Raw genomic sequence first — 19,117 nt, 5'->3', positions numbered from 1 at the left:
GGTAGCTAAAAAAGTGAAACCCCGCAGGGAGTTAACACCTGCGGGGTTTCTGATTACCTGCTATTCGCAGGAGTCATTAAAGAAAATCAAAAACTATACTTAACCCCAATGGTCGCCTGAGTATCGCTATAGCCTTTATCACCAATCTGCTGAGCTACGTTGCCCCACAGGTTCAGGTTTTTGTTTAAATGGCCTTCAACACCCACTTTTAGCTCACCAATGTTACGAGTACCTGCCTGATAGTCAGAGGTATCGTTCATGGTAACGCCAAAGTTTTTGCTGTTGTATAACCAGTTGGCTTCGACAAACGGCTGGAATACCCGACCGGTATTATCATCTACCGCATTATGACCCTGAGCATAAGCCCGCAGACCTAAGCGAGTGGACAGGTTATCGCCGTTACCGGTGACTTTAGTGCCGTTGGTTTCATAATGCGTATCGGCATGAACCCCCATCCAGGTCAGCTGTGCTTTAGGCTGTAACCAGTAGCTGGTACGTTCATTTTCGCCCAGCTTAAAACTGTAGCCGGTTTCTACTGAGGCCAGCCAGCCTTTGGAATCATACTTCTCTTCCGCCAGACCATCACCCTTCACACTGTTATCAAACCAGGCATACTGCACCCAGCTGTCAACATACAGCCCGGACTTGTCGGCCTGATTAGCGTACCAGGTACCGTATAGTCCCAGCGCGTAACCATCCACCCGGCTCTTCGCCCGATAAGCGGTGTATTTGGCATCGGTATTACCGCTGGCATAACCGTAACCGGCCATTAACCCCAAATGCAGACGGTCCAGTCCATCACTGCTCCACTGGGCAATATCGCCACCCATTTGTACCACGTAACGATTGGTTTGAGTTTTGCTTTGGCTCGATTGAGTTTTGCTGCGGTTATGACCGCCTTCCTGACGCAACCACAGGCTGGTTACTTTGCTTTCACCGGTTAAGAAGTCGGTATACTGAGTTTCACCTAAACGATCGTGCAGGCGCGTAGTGAACAAACTGTTTGCCGCCGCCAGATTAGCGATATAAGCACCGGTTTCAGGGCGGATAACCCGGATACTTTCGTCACCCTCTTCAGGTTCTGGTGTCGGAGTTGGTTCTGGCGTTGGTGTTGGCTCCGGCGTTGGTGTTGGCTCCGGCGTTGGTGTTGGCTCCGGCGTTGGTGTTGGCTCCGGCGTTGGCTCAGGTGTTGGTTCTGGAGTCGGATCGGGTGGCTGTGGTGAAAATGTATTGGTCAGATGCCAGTTCTTACCGAATTTAGCCACATGATATTCATGTGCACCCGCAACTACCCGATGACCTGCAGCTAACTGAAAAACACCATCGGACTCACCGGCAACGTTAATCACTTCAATACCGTTGACAGTATAAGCACCACTGCCGTTGTAGTTGTTAACATACAGATCGGTAACGCCAGAGGTGTTTCCCTCCACCATCATTTTATCGGTTTCAGAATCATCACCGCCTAACGCGGTGTTAATGGTCAGGGAACCGCCTCCGATATAATCGCCCTGAACCGTCAGGGTTTTAAACGAGCCGTTATTGTCCGGAGATAAAATATTAACGCAACCTTGTTGTGCTAAAGAAAGACTGGTTACGCTGGAATTTCCTGTCATGTTCCAGACCGCCTGATTGGAGATGTCCAGATTAACAGTACCGCTATTGTCCCAGGTATAGCTGGATGCTGTCAGGTATGAACGTTCATTATTTAACGTCATCTGAAGCACGCCATTATCATAGGCTCCAATATCACCCGTTACCTGTACGGTTCCCGTTCCGGTGGTATTAACGTCAATTTGGCTCCCCACACCCTGGTCATCCACGCCGCTGGCATAAAGTGACCAGTAGATGTCACTATTATCATTGATAAACAGCCTTTTTTTACATCTACTTTGCCGCCAGCTACCGCTTCTATTCCGGAAATATAACCAGCCTGAGTATCGGCTAATGAAATCGACAAGTCGTCGTTAAATTCTGCCTTAGTCGGCCGACCATACACTCCCCCATTCAGATAGATACCCCTCGCAGTATCTATGCCATTCTTCACCGTAAGACTGGTTTTGCCATTAAATTGCGCCTGACTCTCCGACACATATAACGCCACATTATAGTAACCACCATTACTGGTTATTGAGAAATCCGTATTCGCCTTTAACTCAGTATCTTTAATCAGAGAAACAGCCCGTAACCAGTAGGGCTCGGGTTCTAACGGCGCTAAATCTCCGACTATTTCAGGAATAAGCCCTTGAGGGGTAAGATTTTCGCTATAAACCGTCACACCACGATCGCTGTTAAAGGTGATATCCGTTCCCACCAGACTCAGTGCCTGACCATTACTATTCAGCCGATAGGTATCATCCTCGCCTCCCCGGGCGATTGATTCAATTAGCGTATGACCGGTGAACTCAAGGGTATTTCGAATACCATCATAAATGCCTAACGCATAGGCATGGTTTCCAACATGAATTCCACCCCGGCTTCTAAAAATAAGGGTGTCAGCTTCAAATTTCGCCGTATTAACCGGATCATAAGATGCATAATTTCCCATACGTAATGCATAGCCATCAGACTCAATTGAAATGTGCTCGGCATTAATATCTACATTACTCCCGCCGTATACTCTCATCCCTACCTGATTCTCAAGTGTGCCACTCTCGGGATTACCATCAATTCTGACACTAAAGTTTTTCCCGTTAAGGTCAAACTCACTGTTATTAATATTCAGGCCTGTTCGACGCCCACCACTGCCAAAATTACTATCCATGCTGACAGTAAAATCTTCGCCATTAAACGTAAAGTCACTATCATAAGTACTGATACCCGTTCGGCTCTCACTGTTATAAGGATTAGGAGTAGGGTCACCATTAATACTGACGGTAAGATTTTTTCCATTAAAATTGAATGCGCTATCATTAATATTGATACCAGTGCGGGTCTCACTGTTATAAAGATTAGGAGCAGGGACACCATCAAGATTGACGGTAAGATTCCCCCCATCAAAATTTAATGCACTATCATTAAGATAAATACCAGTCCGGTTGGTAGACTTACCAGACACAGGTACATAAACGGTCAAATTGATTTTATTATCACCGTCGCTCTTAAAATCAAATTGCCCACCTTCATTACCATACATTCCATAACTACTGAATGAGTTAACACTGGTCGCATGATTACTGACAACAACGTTACCACCCGTAAACGTCATGGTTCCGCTTAAATTGCCTCTTTTATGAGCGTGTAATGCCGAATAATAGTCTGCCGAATTATAGTTAAAACCTTTTATCGTTAAGGTGTTACCCTCGCTAATATCGATATTTACTGCCCCATTAAGCGTACTGATGATCGATCTTTGATTATTATAGGCTCCGGTATATCCACTGGCATCAAGCGTAACATCACCATTGCTAACGGTATGATTTCCATAGTCAATTCGATTAATCGAGGTAGTATAGGTTTCATCTGTCAACTCTCTTGCATCAGCCATTAGCGGAGTAGCAAAAAGGCTGCTCCCTAATACCACCGGCATCACTTTTTTCCATGGTTTTTTCATTATGTTATAACTCTCCATTTTGATATTTTTGCCATCCTTAATTTCTGTGTGGCATTCCCCATAAGAACGTAAAAATATGTTTTTTTATTTGCTTACTTGTTACTGACACTATCTAAAAAATATGGGGAATAGCTAATCAGACCAACAATAAAATTAGTCTTATATTTATTTTTCTATGTATAGTTAATTCTGATTAAATTTAATTAGCACTAATTTCCTGAGTAATAAATTCATTGCTCAACCCCCTTTGGGTTTCTTTTACGCCTACCTCATCCGGAGTTTTATAAGCCTGATAAATATAGTTTTCCTGAAATGTCTTCTGGCAATGGCCACACAAATAGCGCTGATAGCCTGAAGGTGCCGTGCCGTGTTTTTTAATTGCATTCGAGCGGGAGCAATACCGACAATAAATCCTTCTTTTGAACATAGTGCTTCTCCAATATTCTTACCTATATAAAACCTCATAAAAATCAGTGACCGATTAATATAAATACGCCTTAACTTTCAAAATTTGATAAAACCAGAACTTAACTTATTAATAGGGTTCACGTGGCTCTTATGAGCATCATATGTACTAAAACATATTTAAACACGATCTATAATTCCAATCAAATTGATAAATACAGATTATTATAAAACAATAATGACCAATACCCAGATTAACAGATCGAGCAATTGACGATAAACCAACACATTCACCAGCAATCTAGCAAAAATGTAGTTAATGACACTATTTAATCAAAAAAATGAATATTTAAATAAAAACACATGTGTTGCATATAATTATCATTAAATGATTTACATCAAATAAAACAAATATATTAATCACATATCAATTCATGGATATAAATATCGTTCACGTGTATTTTTCATTTGAAAAAATTAAATTCCCCTATTGCTATTTGTTCAATAGCATAATTAGTTCAGGTCCGGTTGATATCAATGAGCGCCTGCCGTCAGCTAAGCTAACTTATTGCAATTTATTGATTGAATAATGAGTTTGAGGATAGAACGACAAAAAAGAGCAGAACTTAAGTTCTGCTCTTTTTATCAGAGAATAAAGTCAGAAGAGATCAAAAACTATACTTAACCCCAATCGTCGCCTGAGTATCACTATAGCCTTTATCACCAATCTGCTGAGCTACGTTGCCCCACAGGTTCAGGTTTTTGTTTAAATGGCCTTCAACACCCACTTTTAGCTCACCAATATTACGAGTACCGGCCTGATAGTCAGAGGTATCGTTCATGGTGACGCCAAAGTTTTTGCTGTTGTATAACCAGTTGGCTTCGACAAACGGCTGGAATACCCGACCGGTATTGTCATCTACCGCATTATGACCCTGAGCATAAGCCCGCAGACCTAAGCGAGTGGACAGGTTATCGCCGTTACCGGTCACTTTAGTGCCGTTGGTTTCATAATGCGTATCGGCATGAACACCCATCCAGGTCAGCTGTGCTTTAGGCTGTAACCAGTAGCTGGTACGTTCATTTTCGCCCAGCTTAAAACTGTAGCCGGTTTCTACTGAGGCCAGCCAGCCTTTGGAATCATACTTCTCTTCCGCCAGACCATCGCCCTTCACGCTGTTATCAAACCAGGCATACTGCACCCAGCTGTCAACATACAGCCCGGACTTGTCAGCCTGATTGGCGTACCAGGTGCCGTATAATCCCAGCGCGTAACCATCCACCCGGCTATTCGCCCGATAAGCGGTGTATTTGGCATCGGTATTACCGCTGGCATAACCGTAACCGGCCATTAACCCCAAATGCAGACGGTCCAGCCCATCGCTGCTCCACTGAGCAATATCGCCACCCATTTGTACCACATAGCGATTGGTTTGAGTTTTGCTTTGGCTCGATTGAGTTTTGCTGCGGTTATGACCGCCTTCCTGACGCAACCACAGGCTGGTTACTTTGCTTTCACCAGTTAAGAGATCGGTATACTGAGTTTCACCTAAACGATCGTGCAATCGGGTGGTAAACATCGAATTTGCGGCTGCCAGGTTGGCAATATAGGCACCGGCTTCAGGGCGGATAACTTTGATACCGCCACCATTATCTTCAGGTTCCGGCTCTGGAGTTGGTTCCGGCGTTGGGCCTGGTTCTGGCTCCGGCTCTGGTTCCGGTGGAATAACAACTGGCGGAATGGTATTAACCAGATACCAGTTGTTACCAGACTTAGTGACATTATATTCATAAGCTCCCGCCACCACCCGATGACCAGAAGCTAACTGAAAGATACCATCTGACTCACCGGCGACATTAATCACCTCGATACCGTTGGTGGTTTGCCCACCGATACCATTGTAGTTGTTAACATACAAATCGGTAATGCCAGAGGTATTTCCCTCCACCATCATCTTATCAGTTTCAGAATCATCACCACCTAATGCGGTATTGATAGTCAGGGAACCGCCGCCGGTATAATCACCGTGAACCGTCAAGGTTTTAAACGAACCATTATTGTCCGGAGACAAAATATTAACCCGACCTTGCGAAGCTAAAGAGAGACTGGTTACGCTGGAGTTGTCAGTCATATTCCAGACTGCCTGATTGGAAATATCCAAATTAACAATACCTCTGCTGGTTGAACCAGAAGTCGACGTGTAGCTGGCCGCCGTCAGATATGAGTTTTGATTATTCAACGTCATATCAATTGCACCGTCATTAATAGCGCCAATATCTCCTTTCACCTGTACCGTTCCTGTGGCGGTGGTATTCACACCAATCTGACTATCAGCACCTCGCGAATAAAGCGACCAGTAAATATCGCTGTTATCATTTAACAGCAGGCCATTTTTCACATCGACCTTACCTCCTGCCGTGACCTCAATTCCGGCAATATAAGATGCCTCGGTATCAATCAGAGAGATGCTTAAATCATCATTAAATTCTGCTTTACTGGTTCCTGTGCCGCCGTCATAGACATACACTGCTCTTGCGGTATCGACACCATTTTTAAGCGTAATATCGGTTTTACCATTAAATTGCGCCTGGCTTTTCCATACATACAAGCCGGTATTGTAGTAACCGCCGTTACTGCTTAATGACAGGTCAGCATTTGATGTTAGCGTTGAGCCATCAGTAAGAGAAACGGTTCTAAGCCAGTAACCATCTATCCATCCTAAATAATCATGTTCATAGCCAGGACGAATACCCAATGGCGTTAAGTTTTCACCAATAATCCTGACGGTATCGTTGCTGTTAAAGGTAATATCAGTAGCCATCACATCAATTGCCCGACCACCTCCGATTTCCCCAAAAATATTATTTTCATCACCTCGCACAATGGCTTCAATTAGCGTATTGCCGGTAAACTCAACCACGTTTCGAGTTCTGAAGGTATTACTCGACAGCCCTGCCATAATGCCCTGACTGCCCCTAAAGATAATGGTCTCTGCATCAAACTTTGCCGTATTAACCACATCGTAAGCCGTTGGATGATTAGGATAATCCCCGATAGTAGCCGGAAAGAATAACGCTACCTCATTTGCTTCAATCAAAACGTTATCGGCTTTGACATCCACATTGCTCCCCGCCGATACTGCAATACCAATCCGCCGATCAATAGAATTCGCACCAGGATCGCCATCCACTTTGACAATAAAATTTCCACCATCAAAATCGAGTCCGGAATTATAGAGTGCAATACCATGACGATGGGTATCCACCAGCCCGGCCTGTGGCATTAATACGGTCAGATTGACTTTGTTGTCCCCGTCGCTTTTAAAACTAAATTGCCCTTCATTATCTGCAAACAGACCATAAATATTGGCATAACTATTGGTGACTTCGTTACTGACAACAATGTTGCCGCCGGTAAAAGTCATGGTTCCACTGAGGGTTGGCGCTCTCTTGTAAGCGTAAAGCGTAGAATTTTGCTGAGAGGAATTATTATTAAAACCTTTTATGGTTAATGTGTTGCTTTGGCCAATACCGATATTAACTGCACCATTCATTGTATTGATGATTGCCCTTTGGTAGGCAAATGCCCCGGTATAACCGGAAGCATCTAAAGTGACATCACCATTGTTAACGGTATGGTTTCCACTGGTAATCGAACTAATGCTACTGGTATAAAACTGATCTGTCAGTTCCGCTGCCTGAGTCATGAAGCTATAAAGAAAAGAGCCCCCCCAATACTACCGGCATCACTTTTTTCCATTGTTTTCTCATGATGTTATAATTCTCCATATTGATACTTTTCTATCCTCTCTATTCGGCATATCATTCATCACCAAACGAGTTGCAACTTTAGATACCTTTCTTTTAATTACTTTCTAATATTAAATGATGGTTATTAAAAAACACGTCAAAAACTAACTCTTTAAAATATTTTCATACTTTATTTATCAATATGAATTGATAGAAAACAAAGACCAGAAATACCTGATAATAATTAAAATGGACGGCTGAATACTTACGTATTTACTATTAAAGATAATTAACATTAATACTTAAATCATTAAACTCATTATCCAAACCATTTTGCATTTTATTTACAATCTCCTCATCAGAGATTTTATAGGCCTGATAAATGTAATTTATCTGAAATGTTTTCTGGCAATGGCCACATCGATAGCGCTGATACCCTGAAGGTGCAGTACCATGCTTTTTCACAGCATTCGTTTTGGAACAATAACGACAATGAACTCTTCTTTTGAACATAGCGTATCTCCATATTTTTATATATAAACTTTCAGCACGTTCAGTATTTCAATACGTTTTCACTCACACATAAAAACAACTCTTTACACATTGAAACACGATCAATAACTTCAAGTAAACTCAATAAGCCGAACTTTTACCCCTAAAAAAGTCATAAAATATCAATAAACAACTATTTTTTGGTTGCCTGATGAAATTTTCAACAGGCATTAGCTAGTTATGTAGCCCATAATACTATTTTTCACTTTTAATTCTTAGCTTGAAAAATAAAAACCAAAAAACAATAAGTGTTGCAATAAATAAAAATAAATAGAATAAACATTAAATAAAAAATAAAATGAATTTACGATCAATTCTATTGGTTAGCTTGTGTAAGAGTAGTTATATTCACCAACAATAAATAAAATCGCCCTATTAATATTTTTAAACTGGTAATTAGTGAATAACTATAAGAAAACCTGCTGTCAGAGAAGGTAGTTTATTGATTGCTAAAGTAAAATGTCTGAATTAATGCAGAGTTTGATTTGAAGGGCGAGCGTAAAAATATTGCTGATAATAAAAAAGGGCAAACCTGAGTTTTGCCCTTCTAATAAAAAATAGTGCTTAACGACGCCGCAGGCGCTCAAACAAACGTATTCCCCACAACCGCAGATCGTCGATATAGGTAAAAATTACCGGGATAACGATCAGGCTAAGAAATGTCGATGTGATTAAGCCACCAATTACAGCAATCGCCATTGGAGAGCGGAAACTGAGGTCTACACCAAGACCCAGCGCAATAGGTAACATACCGCCCCCCATAGCAAAGGTAGTCATCACAATAGGACGGGCGCGTTTTTTACCGGCGTCAACTAACGCTTCAAAACGCGCCATGCCCATTTCTGTCCTGGCTTTAATCGCATATTCCACGAGTAGAATCGAGTTCTTAGTCGCTACCCCCATTAACATAATCAGCCCCAGCATGGCAGGCATAGAAAACGCCTTCTGGGCAAGAAACAGCGACAGGATTGCGCCAGGTACTGACAATATCAGGGCAGCAAGAATAGTGACTGGCTGCATAAAATCTTTAAACAGCAGCACCAGCACAATGAAAATACACAGAACGCCAGTTCCCATGGCAACCGCAAACCCTGACATTAACTCCACCATCAGTTCGGCATCACCGACCTGAGTGGTGTAAATCCCCGGTGGAAGCTGTTGCATACTCGGCAAGTTATAAACACTCTCATCAACATCACCAAGAGGAATACCGTTAAGTTCTATTTCGATATCCACAGTACGGCGACGATCGTAGCGTTTTATCTGGTCTATACCGTCAACCACGGTAACCGTTGCCACATTCGCCAGCATCACCGGCCCCTGAGCACCAGGAACCGTAAGGCGGGATAATAACGCCAGATTCTGCCGCGCCTTCTCCTCTAATTTGACAACGATTGGAATCTGGCGCTGATCCAAATTGAGTTTAGCCAGCGCCTGATCGTAATCGCCGATGGTGGCAACCCGCAGCGTGTCTGCAATGGCTTCGGTCGTCACGCCTAAATCCGCTGCCCGAGCAAAATCCGGACGAATGATCACTTCTGATCTCACCAGACTGGCATTAGAGGTAACATGTCCAATACCGGGAATACGCCGCATTTCGCTGACGACTTTTCGGGCATGAGCAATAAGCGCTTCGCTGTCATCCCCGGTTAACGCAATTTCATATTTCTCCGTTGAACCACCAAAAGCCACCTTCAGTCGGACTCCTGGTAACACATCCAGTTGTTCCCGTAATTGCGCTTCAATTTGCTGTTTGCTGATACCGCTGCGTTCCCCTCGTGGGGAAAGGTTAATGGTCAGAGTAGCCTGACGAGGATCTGACGCGCCCTGATCGTCCCCCAAATTACCCCCGGCAGTACCGCCGCCAATGGTGGTATAAATGGTTCGCACATGAGGATGAGTTTTGACAATGGCTTCTGCCTGCTTAGTCAGCGCCAGCGTTTGTTCAAAACGACTGCCCGGCGGCAGTGTCAGATTAACCTGAGTTTGTGACAAATCGTCCGGCGTGGTGAACCCCGTAGGCAGAAGTGGCCCTAACCCCAGTAACACGCCAAAGAAAAATAACATCGTTATCATGACGGTTTTGAAGCGGTTTTTCATTGCCAAGACCGCTGCCCGGGAAAAGCCTCGCTCCCACCCGGCCTGACGATGTGCATGTTTTAATGGCTTGAGTATATAAGCCGCCATCATCGGCGTTAATAAACGGGCAACCACCAGCGAGAAAAATACCGCAATAGCCGCCGTCCAGCCAAACTGAATAAAGAAGCGCCCAACAATACCGGGCATAAATGCAGTCGGTAAGAAGACCGCAATCAAAGTGAATGTGGTGGCAATAACTGCCAGACCGATTTCATCGGCTGCTTCTCTGGCAGCCTCCATCGGCGTTTTTCCCATCGACAGATGACGCATGATGTTTTCAATTTCAACAATCGCATCATCCACCAGAATGCCCACCACCAGTGACAGCGATAGCAAAGTGACTGTATTAAGCGTAAATCCCATCAGGTACATCGCGGCAAAGGTAGGAATAATCGACAGTGGCAAAGCGACCGTAGCCACAAAGGTTGCCCGCCAGTTACGCAGAAAAATCCACACCACGATAATAGCCAGAAAAGCACCTTCATACAGCAAGCTCATAGAGCCTTCGTAGTTTTCAACCGTAGGGTCTACAAAGTTAAACGCTTCGCTTATTACTACGTCCGGATGTTTTTGATGAAGTTCTGCCAGCTGTTCCCGTACGGCGTGCATGATATCCACATCGCTGCCGCCTTTGGTTCGTACCACTTCAAACGCCACCACCGGTTTTCCATCAAGAAAGGCGGCATTGCGCTGTTCTGCCGTAGCATCACTCACGGTAGCGATTTGGTTTAAACGTACCTGCCGCCCGTCGGATAGCAGCATATTCATGTTTGCCAGCTCATCAACGTTGCGTACCGTTGCCAATGTACGAGCGCGCTGCTCTAACTGACCAATATCTGCACGTCCTGCTGATGCTTCCTGCTGAGTCATTTTTAGCTGTCGGGAGATATCGGCGGCAGAGATTTGCAATGCCAGTAAACGTTCTGGCGAAAGCTCCACATTAATTTGCCGCGTCACTCCACCCACGCGGCTTACGGAACCGACACCCTTAACATTCAACAATGTTTTGGCAATATCGTTATCCACAAACCATGACAGTTCTTGCTCATCCATTTTGGAAGAGTGCACCGCATAGGCCAAAACCGGCATATTGGCCAGATCCAACTTGGCAATAATGGGTTCATTCATGGCGGCGGGTAAATCAGAGCGAACACGAGCCACTGCATCACGCACGTCGTCCATGGCATCCTGAATCGATTTCTCTATCCGGAACTCAATAACCAGAGTCGCGACGCCATCCTGCACGGTGGTAGTGATATGTTTGACGTCCTGTACTGAGGAAATGGTATTTTCCAGCTTACGCGCGATATCCGTTTCTATTTGAGAAGGCGCAGCCCCTTGCAGGGTTGCAGTAACCGTAACAATAGGAAGTTCAACATCCGGCATGCTCTGAATCTTCATGCTGTTAAACGCCCCTAACCCAATAATGGTTAGCAGCATAAACAGCAATATGGCCGGAATAGGATTATTGATAGACCAGGATGAAACGTTCATGCATTTCTCCTTAGTCGGCCTGATGAGAGGCAATGCGTACGGAATCACCCTCGGACAGGAAGCTGACGCCGCTGACAACAATGCTATCCTCTGGCTGCAATCCATTGAGGATTGGCACCCAACCATCAACCTGAGATCCGACAGTCACTTTGGTTTGCACAATTTTATTATCGGGACCGACACGAGAAACAAACGCCGCACCATCCTGTAACAACAATGCCGACAGGGGAACCGCCAGCCCCTTGCGCTGGCTGATGGTAATATTTCCCGAGGCAAACATTCCTGCACGAATCGATGGGGCATCAGGCAGGTCAACATACACCAGCCCATTACGGGTTTTTTGGTCCACCGTAGGAGCAACCTGACGCACCTGGCCGGTAACGACATCTTGCCCGTTAATCGATAGTTTTACTTTTTGCCCTGGCTGAATCTGAGCCAGTTCATTTGACGGCAATTCACCACGCCATTCCATACGATCCTGACGGTTCAGTTTAAACAGGATATCGCCGGGGGAGACAACATGGCCCAATGTAGCCTGCCGGATGGTAATCGTCCCCGCGTCCGGAGCGACGATTTGTGTTTGAGAAAGGCGAAACTGTGCGGAGCTGACTTTCGCCTCGTGGGCTTTAACCCGCGCCTCTGCGATTTTTGCCGTAATCAGATATTGAGTAATTTGTTGGGCACTTAATGCCGCTGACTTTTGCAATTTACGCGCACGTTCGGCATCGGCTCTCGCCTCTTCCCGCTGTGCAATGGCCTGAACCAGCTCTGCACTTGCCTGAGCCAGTTCCGATTCCAGCGTATGGTTTTGCAATTCGGCCAACAGTTGCCCTTTATCGACTTTATCCCCCACATCAACCAGCACGCGCGTGATACTTAAACCGCTGGCTTCGGTACTCACATTGGCTTCCTGCCAGGCAACAATATTACCGGTGGCAAGCAGTGTATTGTCCCACTCCATCATTTTGGGGGACATAGTCGTCACTGTCAGCGCCGTTTTTTCCGGACGAATTATATCGGTCTGATCGGCAAACGCCGTTTTTATTGGTGAAAAAGCACATAAGATGATGGCCGTCATCCATATCCAAAAGCGAGAATTATCCATTTACCGTTCCATTGAGTTGTGCCATTGGTACACCTTTTTGCCTGCAGCTTAAATGCTATTGCCACGCTAAAAAATGCTGTAGCCTGCTTAACTGAGCAATAGATTCACCAGCAAGTTTAAGCGTTGTTTCTTCCGCCAGAGAACAGACCAATTCCCCTGAATAAGCGAATATCTTAAGCGATGATAAAAATAGTACGCTTCTCTATTTCGGGCATAAGTTAAAAGTCGGCTTTCCAAAAGTAGGTCTGATGTGAATAACTTATTGGTTATAAATTATCTCTTATTATATTGACGTCATTCAAAATGAAAGTAGAAATTCACTATAAAAATCAGTGAGAAAAAGGCAGAAAAAACATTATCCATTAGCTGCTTTTGATTACCACTTCCCCTGCGGAAAGCGCATTAAGTCATAATCAATAACGCCTTGCAAATACTCGTTTTTTATATAATAAACCACAGAAGAAGTTACATATGGTTAATGATGCCAGCCATGGTTTTGAGATTAAAACCATCACAATGAATTATCCTGACATAGAGTTGATAATGCTTTTTAGATTGCGTTGTTTTTTTACTAACAAGAATATAAAACCATTAGTTTCAATTAACTGATTTGTGAAAAATTAACAGCTTATAGTTGGTTTACTGATAACCAGAATTCACGATACTATCCGGACGCTTAAATCCTCAGGTTGGCATTTGTTGGATATTCTCTTAATAAAATGGATGGTTTTATGGCAGTTTTTAACGGTAAGAAAAGTATCGTTTTTGGTATTACCGGGGGCGTGGCCGGTTTTCTCAGCGCGTTGTTATATCATGCAATGCCTATTCCAGGTCCGCTGACAAGCTGGTCCGTTGGTGGTGGTTATAATGCCGCACTGATTTCGTTATTTATCGTGATTGGTCAGTCCTATTACCAATCAAAAACCTTCCCGATCTTATCAAAACTGACTGCTGTTCTGTTTCAGGGTCTTATATTTGGTGCGCTTGGCGGTGCGATTGTTTATTTCTGCATTATGACAAACTCTGAGTTTGCCTATTACGGTCGTATTGTTGGCTGGGGCATCTGTGGGGCGACCTGTGGATTTCTGGTATCCAGAAATATACCCAATATGGGCGCTAAGCTGGCAATTATTGCCGGTGCCGTCGGCGGCGTAGCGGGCTGTTTATTAATGTATCTCCATTTAGGTTTTGTGACTGGAGTTGCTGTAACCGGTGCCGCTATCGGAATTGTGGTAGCAAGCGCTGAAGTGATGTTCCGTAAAGGCTGGGTTGATGTGACGGTTTATTCTGAACCATTGAAGCAGAGCGGCATCAGTATGGCGAAACCGATTAACCAGTATGTGCTCAATCTTGGTAAAGATGCGATTCAGGTTGGTTACTCATCGGATATGGATATCTTGCTGAAAGGCAAAGGCATTGCCATGAGTAAAGAGGTTTCTCTGATTACGCTGGAAAACGGTAAGTGTTATTTGAATGACACCAAAACCGGCACAAAGAAAGAGATCAAACCCGGCGAGAAAGTGATTATCGAAAACTGTGAAATTCAGTTTTGTCATTAATCATGGTTATTGTTTACAGGCTGCTATTCGCGGCCTGTGAATCAAAAACCTCGATCGGCAGAAAATATTAACCTCTGTTCCCCTTCTGAGCGTTAAACGTCTTTTTGCTAATTTCAGAAAGTTTGCCGTTTTCGCTAATCTCATAAACTCGCTGTTCGCTCCAGACAACCGGCTTCTCATGTTCGATATCCGCCATGCCGCGTTTGATTGTCAGGCGATAGTTTTTATCAATGCTGAAATCAATTACCCCTTCGTCATCCGGGCCGGAAAAGCCAATCAGCTGTTGGTCGATAAGTTGGTTGTCTTTTATGGTCATTAATCTGAAGCTGTTAACCACGATGGAGCGCGCTGCTATCACAATTTGCACTTCACCTCGTGCGGGTAGAAAGAGGTAACCGTCGTCTTCGCCGCCATCCAGGTTATAGATGTTTTTCTGGTTTTGTTGGTTGATTATCTGCTGTAGTGGCGCAGGAAGTTGAGATAGCTGATGCATGGGGTAGCGGGACTCGCAGTTGGAGTCGCAGGTGTAGATGTCCATGAATTTTAGGGGGAGTTGGGTGGGTTTGAGGTTGCCGGAATCCGAGATGGCTGGGGCTGAGAGTAAAAGCCATATCGCTGACAATATTATGGAAAGAAGGATTGGTGTTTTTTTCATTTTATTTTCTTATATCCAGTAATACAAAACTCCGCTAAAGAGGGATGTATAAATCTATGTATAAAGATATCGATAAGATTGTGGCGGTGTAATGTTTTCTCCTAAAGCGTCTAAAGGAAGAGGGATATCAAATTTAGTTACATCACCAATCTCAATAGCTACGGCTTTTTCTCTGCCTTCATAATAACTATCAAAAAAACTCTTAGATATTCCAGCATATTCACTTGTTTCATTCCAAACTTCAGAAGGGGAACCTGAAAATATGCTTTGTATATTAAACTCACCAACGACCATACCTACAGGCATCGTGGCATAAATCACCACTGACTTTACTTTATCGTTTTTGAACACCCCTTTTCTAAACTCAAATCGTTTTGTGCCGTTTAAAATCTTATCTACAAACTCAGGCTTAATTGATAATAAAACTTTCATTTACTTCACCAAGAGCTACTATGCTTTCGAATTGTTGATTGCTCAATTGTAACAGTCCCCAACGAACATCTGGCCTACCATCCAACCCAATATTGTTAATGAGGCTAAATAACTGCGCCTAATACCGCTCCACTTTCGTTAGCCCATGTTTGTTGCCCGGGAAAGGTGAAGCGGCTTTCATAAATTGTCTGACATTATTCAATAATTGCCACATTGTTCTGCAGTGATGATTGCGCGTGATGGTCTCGTGCAAGGCCAACCATAAGAGTTCTATTTTGTTTACCCACGGAGAGTAAATTGGCTGATAAATAACAGTAAATTTCGGATTATCCTCCAACCATTTCAACGTTTTTTTGCTCTTGTGAATGATGTAATTATCAACGATTAGCGTAATTGTTTTTGCACTGCGATATGTACTTTTCAACTTTCGTAACATATTGATAAATAGACCTGAGTTCTTACTTGTCCCGCTGACGTAGTCCACTCTGCCCGTTCCCGCATGAAGTACTCCGGCAAGGTAATGCTTTTCATTTTTTCCCGGCGTAGGGATTCGTTTTTGCTGTCCTTTTTTCTGCCAGTCAGCGCCTATTTTGGGATTCAAATCGATATCCACCTCATCCTCGTAAAAGACGGGATGGTCAGCGCAGTTTTTTTCTAATGCTTCATTAATCGCTGCCAGTTTTTCATCTTTGAGGGGATCGCGAATATGTAATGTCGGAGCTGCCCTGCGCCAGACAATCCCACCTTCAGGTAGCCAGCGACGGATCGTTCCTGGATGCAAAGTTGAATTAAATAGTTTATTAATTTCAATCGTTAGCATCTCAGTACTCCACCGTGACCGCAGATATCCGAAGTCCTGTGCAGAGCGCTCAACAAGTAAATTGAGCATGCGCATCATCGCCTCAACAGGCCACTTTTTTGGGCGTCCGGGCGGAAGACTTTTCAGGCCTTCGATGCCAAATAGTGTGAACCAGTGAATCCAGCGACCGACGGAGGAACGTGCTGCACACAGGTTTTTAGCGACATAACTGAGTGATTCACCACGATGTAACATCAGCATGGCCATGAGACGTCTGGAATGGTTTTTGTCTGTTGTTTTATGGACAATTTTTTCCATCTGACGTCGTTCATTTCTGGGTATCGGTGCTATGATCGGCATAACTCAGTCCGGTTGGCGATATGTTCTTTTTGGCGATTGATCAGATCGCTCAAACCGGATTGAGTTCCATTCGGTGATCTACTATTAGGCGCAGTTATTTAGCACGGGTGAGACGTTTAGATAAAGCGAGGTTATAAGTAAACCTTAAAACAAAAGGAAGGTTCTTTTTTCTATAAAAGCCTTTTAATTCTGATTCATTAAAAATACTAAATTTTCTGCATCGATTGATAAAATCATCTTCTGAATAAAATTGACTTATATGAGTTACTGATTCAATTACTACTATAGATGTAGCAACAGCGCGATAATAGGCCGGGCCTTTTCCATCGCCCGTACGATAAATAACTAATAAATCTCCTCGTTTTAAATCAGCGACTTGCCTCATTCCGCATATATAAATTTTATGTATACTGTTTGTATGGGAAACATCTTGCACAATATCAGGAGAGTCAGTAATCAGTTTTGAATCAGGAAACAATTTAGTATGATATTCAGGATATATTGATAATAAATACTTATTTGCATTTTTAGTCATTATAAAAGGATAATCCAGTAAAATGTCTCCATTGATATTTTTAAGATTTCTTAAATAAACATATTCAATACCATTGATAGTTTGTTTTTCACCGTGCTTATAAAAACCATATGTCTGAAACAAGTTAATTAATGAACTATGTTTTTCAAAAACAGTAAAATATATATAGTCAGCCTTTGTGCTAATAGCACGGTCAAATGCCTTCTTAAGAAATCTTTGCCCCCTCAATGTTTGTTTAGAACAAAACTTAAATGTTCCAATTTTCAAAAGGTTACCATCAGGTAACTTTGGGGATATATCTTCACCATCATCATGGTCTTTTAAATACATGAAACCTTCTATACATCCTGACTCTTCATAAAGAACATATGCTGAATCCCCTGAAAGCGACTTTCTATTTAACCAATGAGAAAAATCAATATAATCATTTTTTAAGGAATCAAAGAAAGGATCATCATGATTAAATTCATTAAATTTCTGAAAGAGCAAATTATCCATTTTATTTATCCATGAGAAAATAATATAAAAAATATACTATTAAGATAAGCAATTAGTTTAATTTATGACACTAACTGATATATAAAATTTATCTTAGATGACATGTCCTTATTAATAAAATAAAAATTTTCACATCTCTTATATTTTTAACCATTTTGCGAACCTTCTTCAAAATATCAAAGAAATCAACCAACGATATGGCTTCGCCATTGACCCCAGGACTGCACAAATATACAGTCCCTTCACTACCCGCAATTTTGCCGGTAGTCAAAAAAGCGAAACCCCGCAGTGCGCGAACACTAACGGGGTCTCTGACCACAACGTTAATGGAGTAACATCATGGCTGTCGTGAAGCATACCCAAACTCACCCTGAATTTATACACTCACAACGATCCAATTACGGATCCGGATCGGAAAAACGATCCTCGATTTCAGTTTGTTACCTGAAAATTGGGAGATGCTCCCATGCTTAATCTTATCGATTCAACCCCGGGTGATCCGTTGGAACTGGCTGAACAATGTCTTGCCCTTGCCAGTGCAGTCATCAAGATTAACAATGCATCAATAAAAGAATCGCTGCAGTTTATTCTGCATGAAAAGATGGAGTCTTTGTTCCACGCACTCTACAACGCGCAATAGCACCAAGCCTCAGGTTTTAATATATTTGAGCCCGTTGACCTCTTGAGCAATGGGCTCTTAATCCATTGCTCGCTGGTGGATAAACAAAAACCATGCTTACTGCCGATACTACACATTATCTTTTTCTAACCGTGTCACAACCGCTTTCACCTTCACCAAAGGTACCTGAAGCGCCGTACTGATTTCCTCAACAGAATGGCTCTTCTCCCATAGCATCTCCACCTGAGCGGCAATATTGAACTCTTTACCTTTGTATATATAGGTTGTCTGAAACGTTTTACCACAGTTCATACAATAATAACGCTGCTGCCCGGCCGCCCCAACACCATACTTCTTAGTGCCGTCGTTTCTGCCGCAAATGTGGCACATTGGTTGTATTTTCTTTGAGCTAATCTTCATATATCCCTCCAGATTTAATAGCTATAGTAAAATGAATCCTGTTAAATATTTTGATATAAGAAATACAATTTAAATGACATTCTTAATACCTGTTATAGATTATTTGGCCACATAGATTCTTAAATGAATTCTATTTCTGAAAATGTTATAAGCCACATCAAAAATAATTAATAAAAATCACAAAAATTATTAAATGATGAATAATTGAAAATATTTTTTATTTTTTAGTAGCAAGAAATTAG

14 protein-coding genes are annotated in these 19,117 nt (G+C 42.9%); 2 read left to right on the top strand and 12 right to left on the bottom strand.

The window, feature by feature from the left end:
- Positions 1-86: 86 nt before the first annotated feature.
- The 7 genes from GOL65_RS14850 to GOL65_RS14820 form a co-directional block, all read right to left on the bottom strand.
- Positions 87-1,808: an autotransporter outer membrane beta-barrel domain-containing protein gene (locus GOL65_RS14850; protein WP_228723128.1), complete on the bottom strand. Its 1,722-nt coding sequence runs from the start codon at positions 1,806-1,808 to the stop codon at positions 87-89.
- Positions 1,757-3,553, bottom strand: a complete 1,797-nt coding sequence (locus GOL65_RS14845) for a hypothetical protein (protein ID WP_179038439.1) — start codon at positions 3,551-3,553, stop codon at positions 1,757-1,759. The genes GOL65_RS14850 and GOL65_RS14845 overlap by 52 nt, the downstream gene beginning before the upstream one ends.
- Before the next feature lie 199 nt (positions 3,554-3,752).
- Positions 3,753-3,980 (bottom strand): IS1 family transposase, encoded by a 228-nt coding sequence (locus GOL65_RS14840; RefSeq protein ID WP_179038438.1) that lies wholly within the window; start codon positions 3,978-3,980, stop codon positions 3,753-3,755.
- A 646-nt stretch (positions 3,981-4,626) separates the two neighbouring features.
- A complete protein-coding gene (locus GOL65_RS14835; RefSeq protein WP_179038437.1) occupies positions 4,627-7,665 on the bottom strand; it encodes an autotransporter outer membrane beta-barrel domain-containing protein in 3,039 nt (1,012 codons plus the stop codon).
- 322 nt (positions 7,666-7,987) lie between these two features.
- Positions 7,988-8,221: an IS1 family transposase gene (locus tag GOL65_RS22610; RefSeq protein ID WP_140919460.1), complete on the bottom strand. Its 234-nt coding sequence runs from the start codon at positions 8,219-8,221 to the stop codon at positions 7,988-7,990.
- A gap of 603 nt (positions 8,222-8,824) precedes the next feature.
- Positions 8,825-11,893: an efflux RND transporter permease subunit gene (locus tag GOL65_RS14825; RefSeq protein ID WP_140919459.1), complete on the bottom strand. Its 3,069-nt coding sequence runs from the start codon at positions 11,891-11,893 to the stop codon at positions 8,825-8,827.
- 10 nt (positions 11,894-11,903) lie between these two features.
- A complete protein-coding gene (locus tag GOL65_RS14820; protein WP_140919458.1) occupies positions 11,904-12,998 on the bottom strand; it encodes an efflux RND transporter periplasmic adaptor subunit in 1,095 nt (364 codons plus the stop codon).
- A gap of 731 nt (positions 12,999-13,729) precedes the next feature.
- On the opposite strand from GOL65_RS14820, the gene GOL65_RS14815 reads away from it, so the two are divergent.
- Entirely contained in the window at positions 13,730-14,557 is an 828-nt protein-coding gene (locus GOL65_RS14815; RefSeq protein WP_140919457.1) for a hypothetical protein, read from the top strand.
- A gap of 67 nt (positions 14,558-14,624) precedes the next feature.
- Here the strand turns inward: GOL65_RS14815 and GOL65_RS14810 are convergent, their stop codons facing one another.
- The 4 genes from GOL65_RS14810 to GOL65_RS14795 all read right to left on the bottom strand — a co-directional run bounded on the left by GOL65_RS14810 (position 14,625) and on the right by GOL65_RS14795 (position 17,836).
- Positions 14,625-15,212 carry a hypothetical protein gene (locus GOL65_RS14810; RefSeq protein WP_218652051.1) on the bottom strand — a complete coding sequence of 196 codons (588 nt, stop codon included), beginning with the start codon at positions 15,210-15,212 and terminating at the stop codon, positions 14,625-14,627.
- Between the two features lie 54 nt (positions 15,213-15,266).
- Positions 15,267-15,644 (bottom strand): ASCH domain-containing protein, encoded by a 378-nt coding sequence (locus tag GOL65_RS14805; RefSeq protein ID WP_140919455.1) that lies wholly within the window; start codon positions 15,642-15,644, stop codon positions 15,267-15,269.
- A 118-nt stretch (positions 15,645-15,762) separates the two neighbouring features.
- Positions 15,763-16,803, bottom strand: a complete 1,041-nt coding sequence (locus tag GOL65_RS14800) for an IS630 family transposase (RefSeq protein WP_140921537.1) — start codon at positions 16,801-16,803, stop codon at positions 15,763-15,765.
- Between the two features lie 94 nt (positions 16,804-16,897).
- Positions 16,898-17,836 (bottom strand): N-acetyltransferase, encoded by a 939-nt coding sequence (locus GOL65_RS14795; RefSeq protein ID WP_140920279.1) that lies wholly within the window; start codon positions 17,834-17,836, stop codon positions 16,898-16,900.
- 466 nt (positions 17,837-18,302) lie between these two features.
- Here GOL65_RS14795 and GOL65_RS14790 point away from each other — a divergent pair, with 466 nt between their 5' ends.
- Positions 18,303-18,476: a hypothetical protein gene (locus GOL65_RS14790; RefSeq protein ID WP_179038436.1), complete on the top strand. Its 174-nt coding sequence runs from the start codon at positions 18,303-18,305 to the stop codon at positions 18,474-18,476.
- A gap of 108 nt (positions 18,477-18,584) precedes the next feature.
- On the opposite strand, the gene GOL65_RS14785 is transcribed toward GOL65_RS14790, so the two are convergent.
- Positions 18,585-18,875 (bottom strand): IS1 family transposase, encoded by a 291-nt coding sequence (locus tag GOL65_RS14785; protein WP_140920280.1) that lies wholly within the window; start codon positions 18,873-18,875, stop codon positions 18,585-18,587.
- Positions 18,876-19,117: the final 242 nt, after the last annotated feature.

It is taken from the genome of Limnobaculum xujianqingii (genome assembly GCF_013394855.1).
Taxonomy (GTDB): domain Bacteria; phylum Pseudomonadota; class Gammaproteobacteria; order Enterobacterales; family Enterobacteriaceae; genus Limnobaculum; species Limnobaculum xujianqingii.
This window is presented reverse-complemented; position numbering and strand designations above follow the sequence as displayed.

Bases quoted from the DNA above. Each gene is read 5' to 3' on its own strand.
- GOL65_RS14810 (WP_218652051.1), bottom strand. From the start codon at position 15,212: ATGAAAAAAACACCAATCCTTCTTTCCATAATATTGTCAGCGATATGG.
- GOL65_RS22610 (WP_140919460.1), bottom strand. From the start codon at position 8,221: ATGTTCAAAAGAAGAGTTCATTGTCGTTATTGTTCCAAAACGAATGCT.
- GOL65_RS14835 (WP_179038437.1), bottom strand. From the start codon at position 7,665: ATGACTCAGGCAGCGGAACTGACAGATCAGTTTTATACCAGTAGCATT.
- GOL65_RS14790 (WP_179038436.1), top strand. From the start codon at position 18,303: ATGCTTAATCTTATCGATTCAACCCCGGGTGATCCGTTGGAACTGGCT.
- GOL65_RS14820 (WP_140919458.1), bottom strand. From the start codon at position 12,998: ATGGATAATTCTCGCTTTTGGATATGGATGACGGCCATCATCTTATGT.
- GOL65_RS14800 (WP_140921537.1), bottom strand. From the start codon at position 16,803: ATGCCGATCATAGCACCGATACCCAGAAATGAACGACGTCAGATGGAA.
- GOL65_RS14785 (WP_140920280.1), bottom strand. From the start codon at position 18,875: ATGAAGATTAGCTCAAAGAAAATACAACCAATGTGCCACATTTGCGGC.
- GOL65_RS14805 (WP_140919455.1), bottom strand. From the start codon at position 15,644: ATGAAAGTTTTATTATCAATTAAGCCTGAGTTTGTAGATAAGATTTTA.
- GOL65_RS14825 (WP_140919459.1), bottom strand. From the start codon at position 11,893: ATGAACGTTTCATCCTGGTCTATCAATAATCCTATTCCGGCCATATTG.
- GOL65_RS14815 (WP_140919457.1), top strand. From the start codon at position 13,730: ATGGCAGTTTTTAACGGTAAGAAAAGTATCGTTTTTGGTATTACCGGG.
- GOL65_RS14845 (WP_179038439.1), bottom strand. From the start codon at position 3,553: ATGAAAAAACCATGGAAAAAAGTGATGCCGGTGGTATTAGGGAGCAGC.
- GOL65_RS14840 (WP_179038438.1), bottom strand. From the start codon at position 3,980: ATGTTCAAAAGAAGGATTTATTGTCGGTATTGCTCCCGCTCGAATGCA.
- GOL65_RS14795 (WP_140920279.1), bottom strand. From the start codon at position 17,836: ATGGATAATTTGCTCTTTCAGAAATTTAATGAATTTAATCATGATGAT.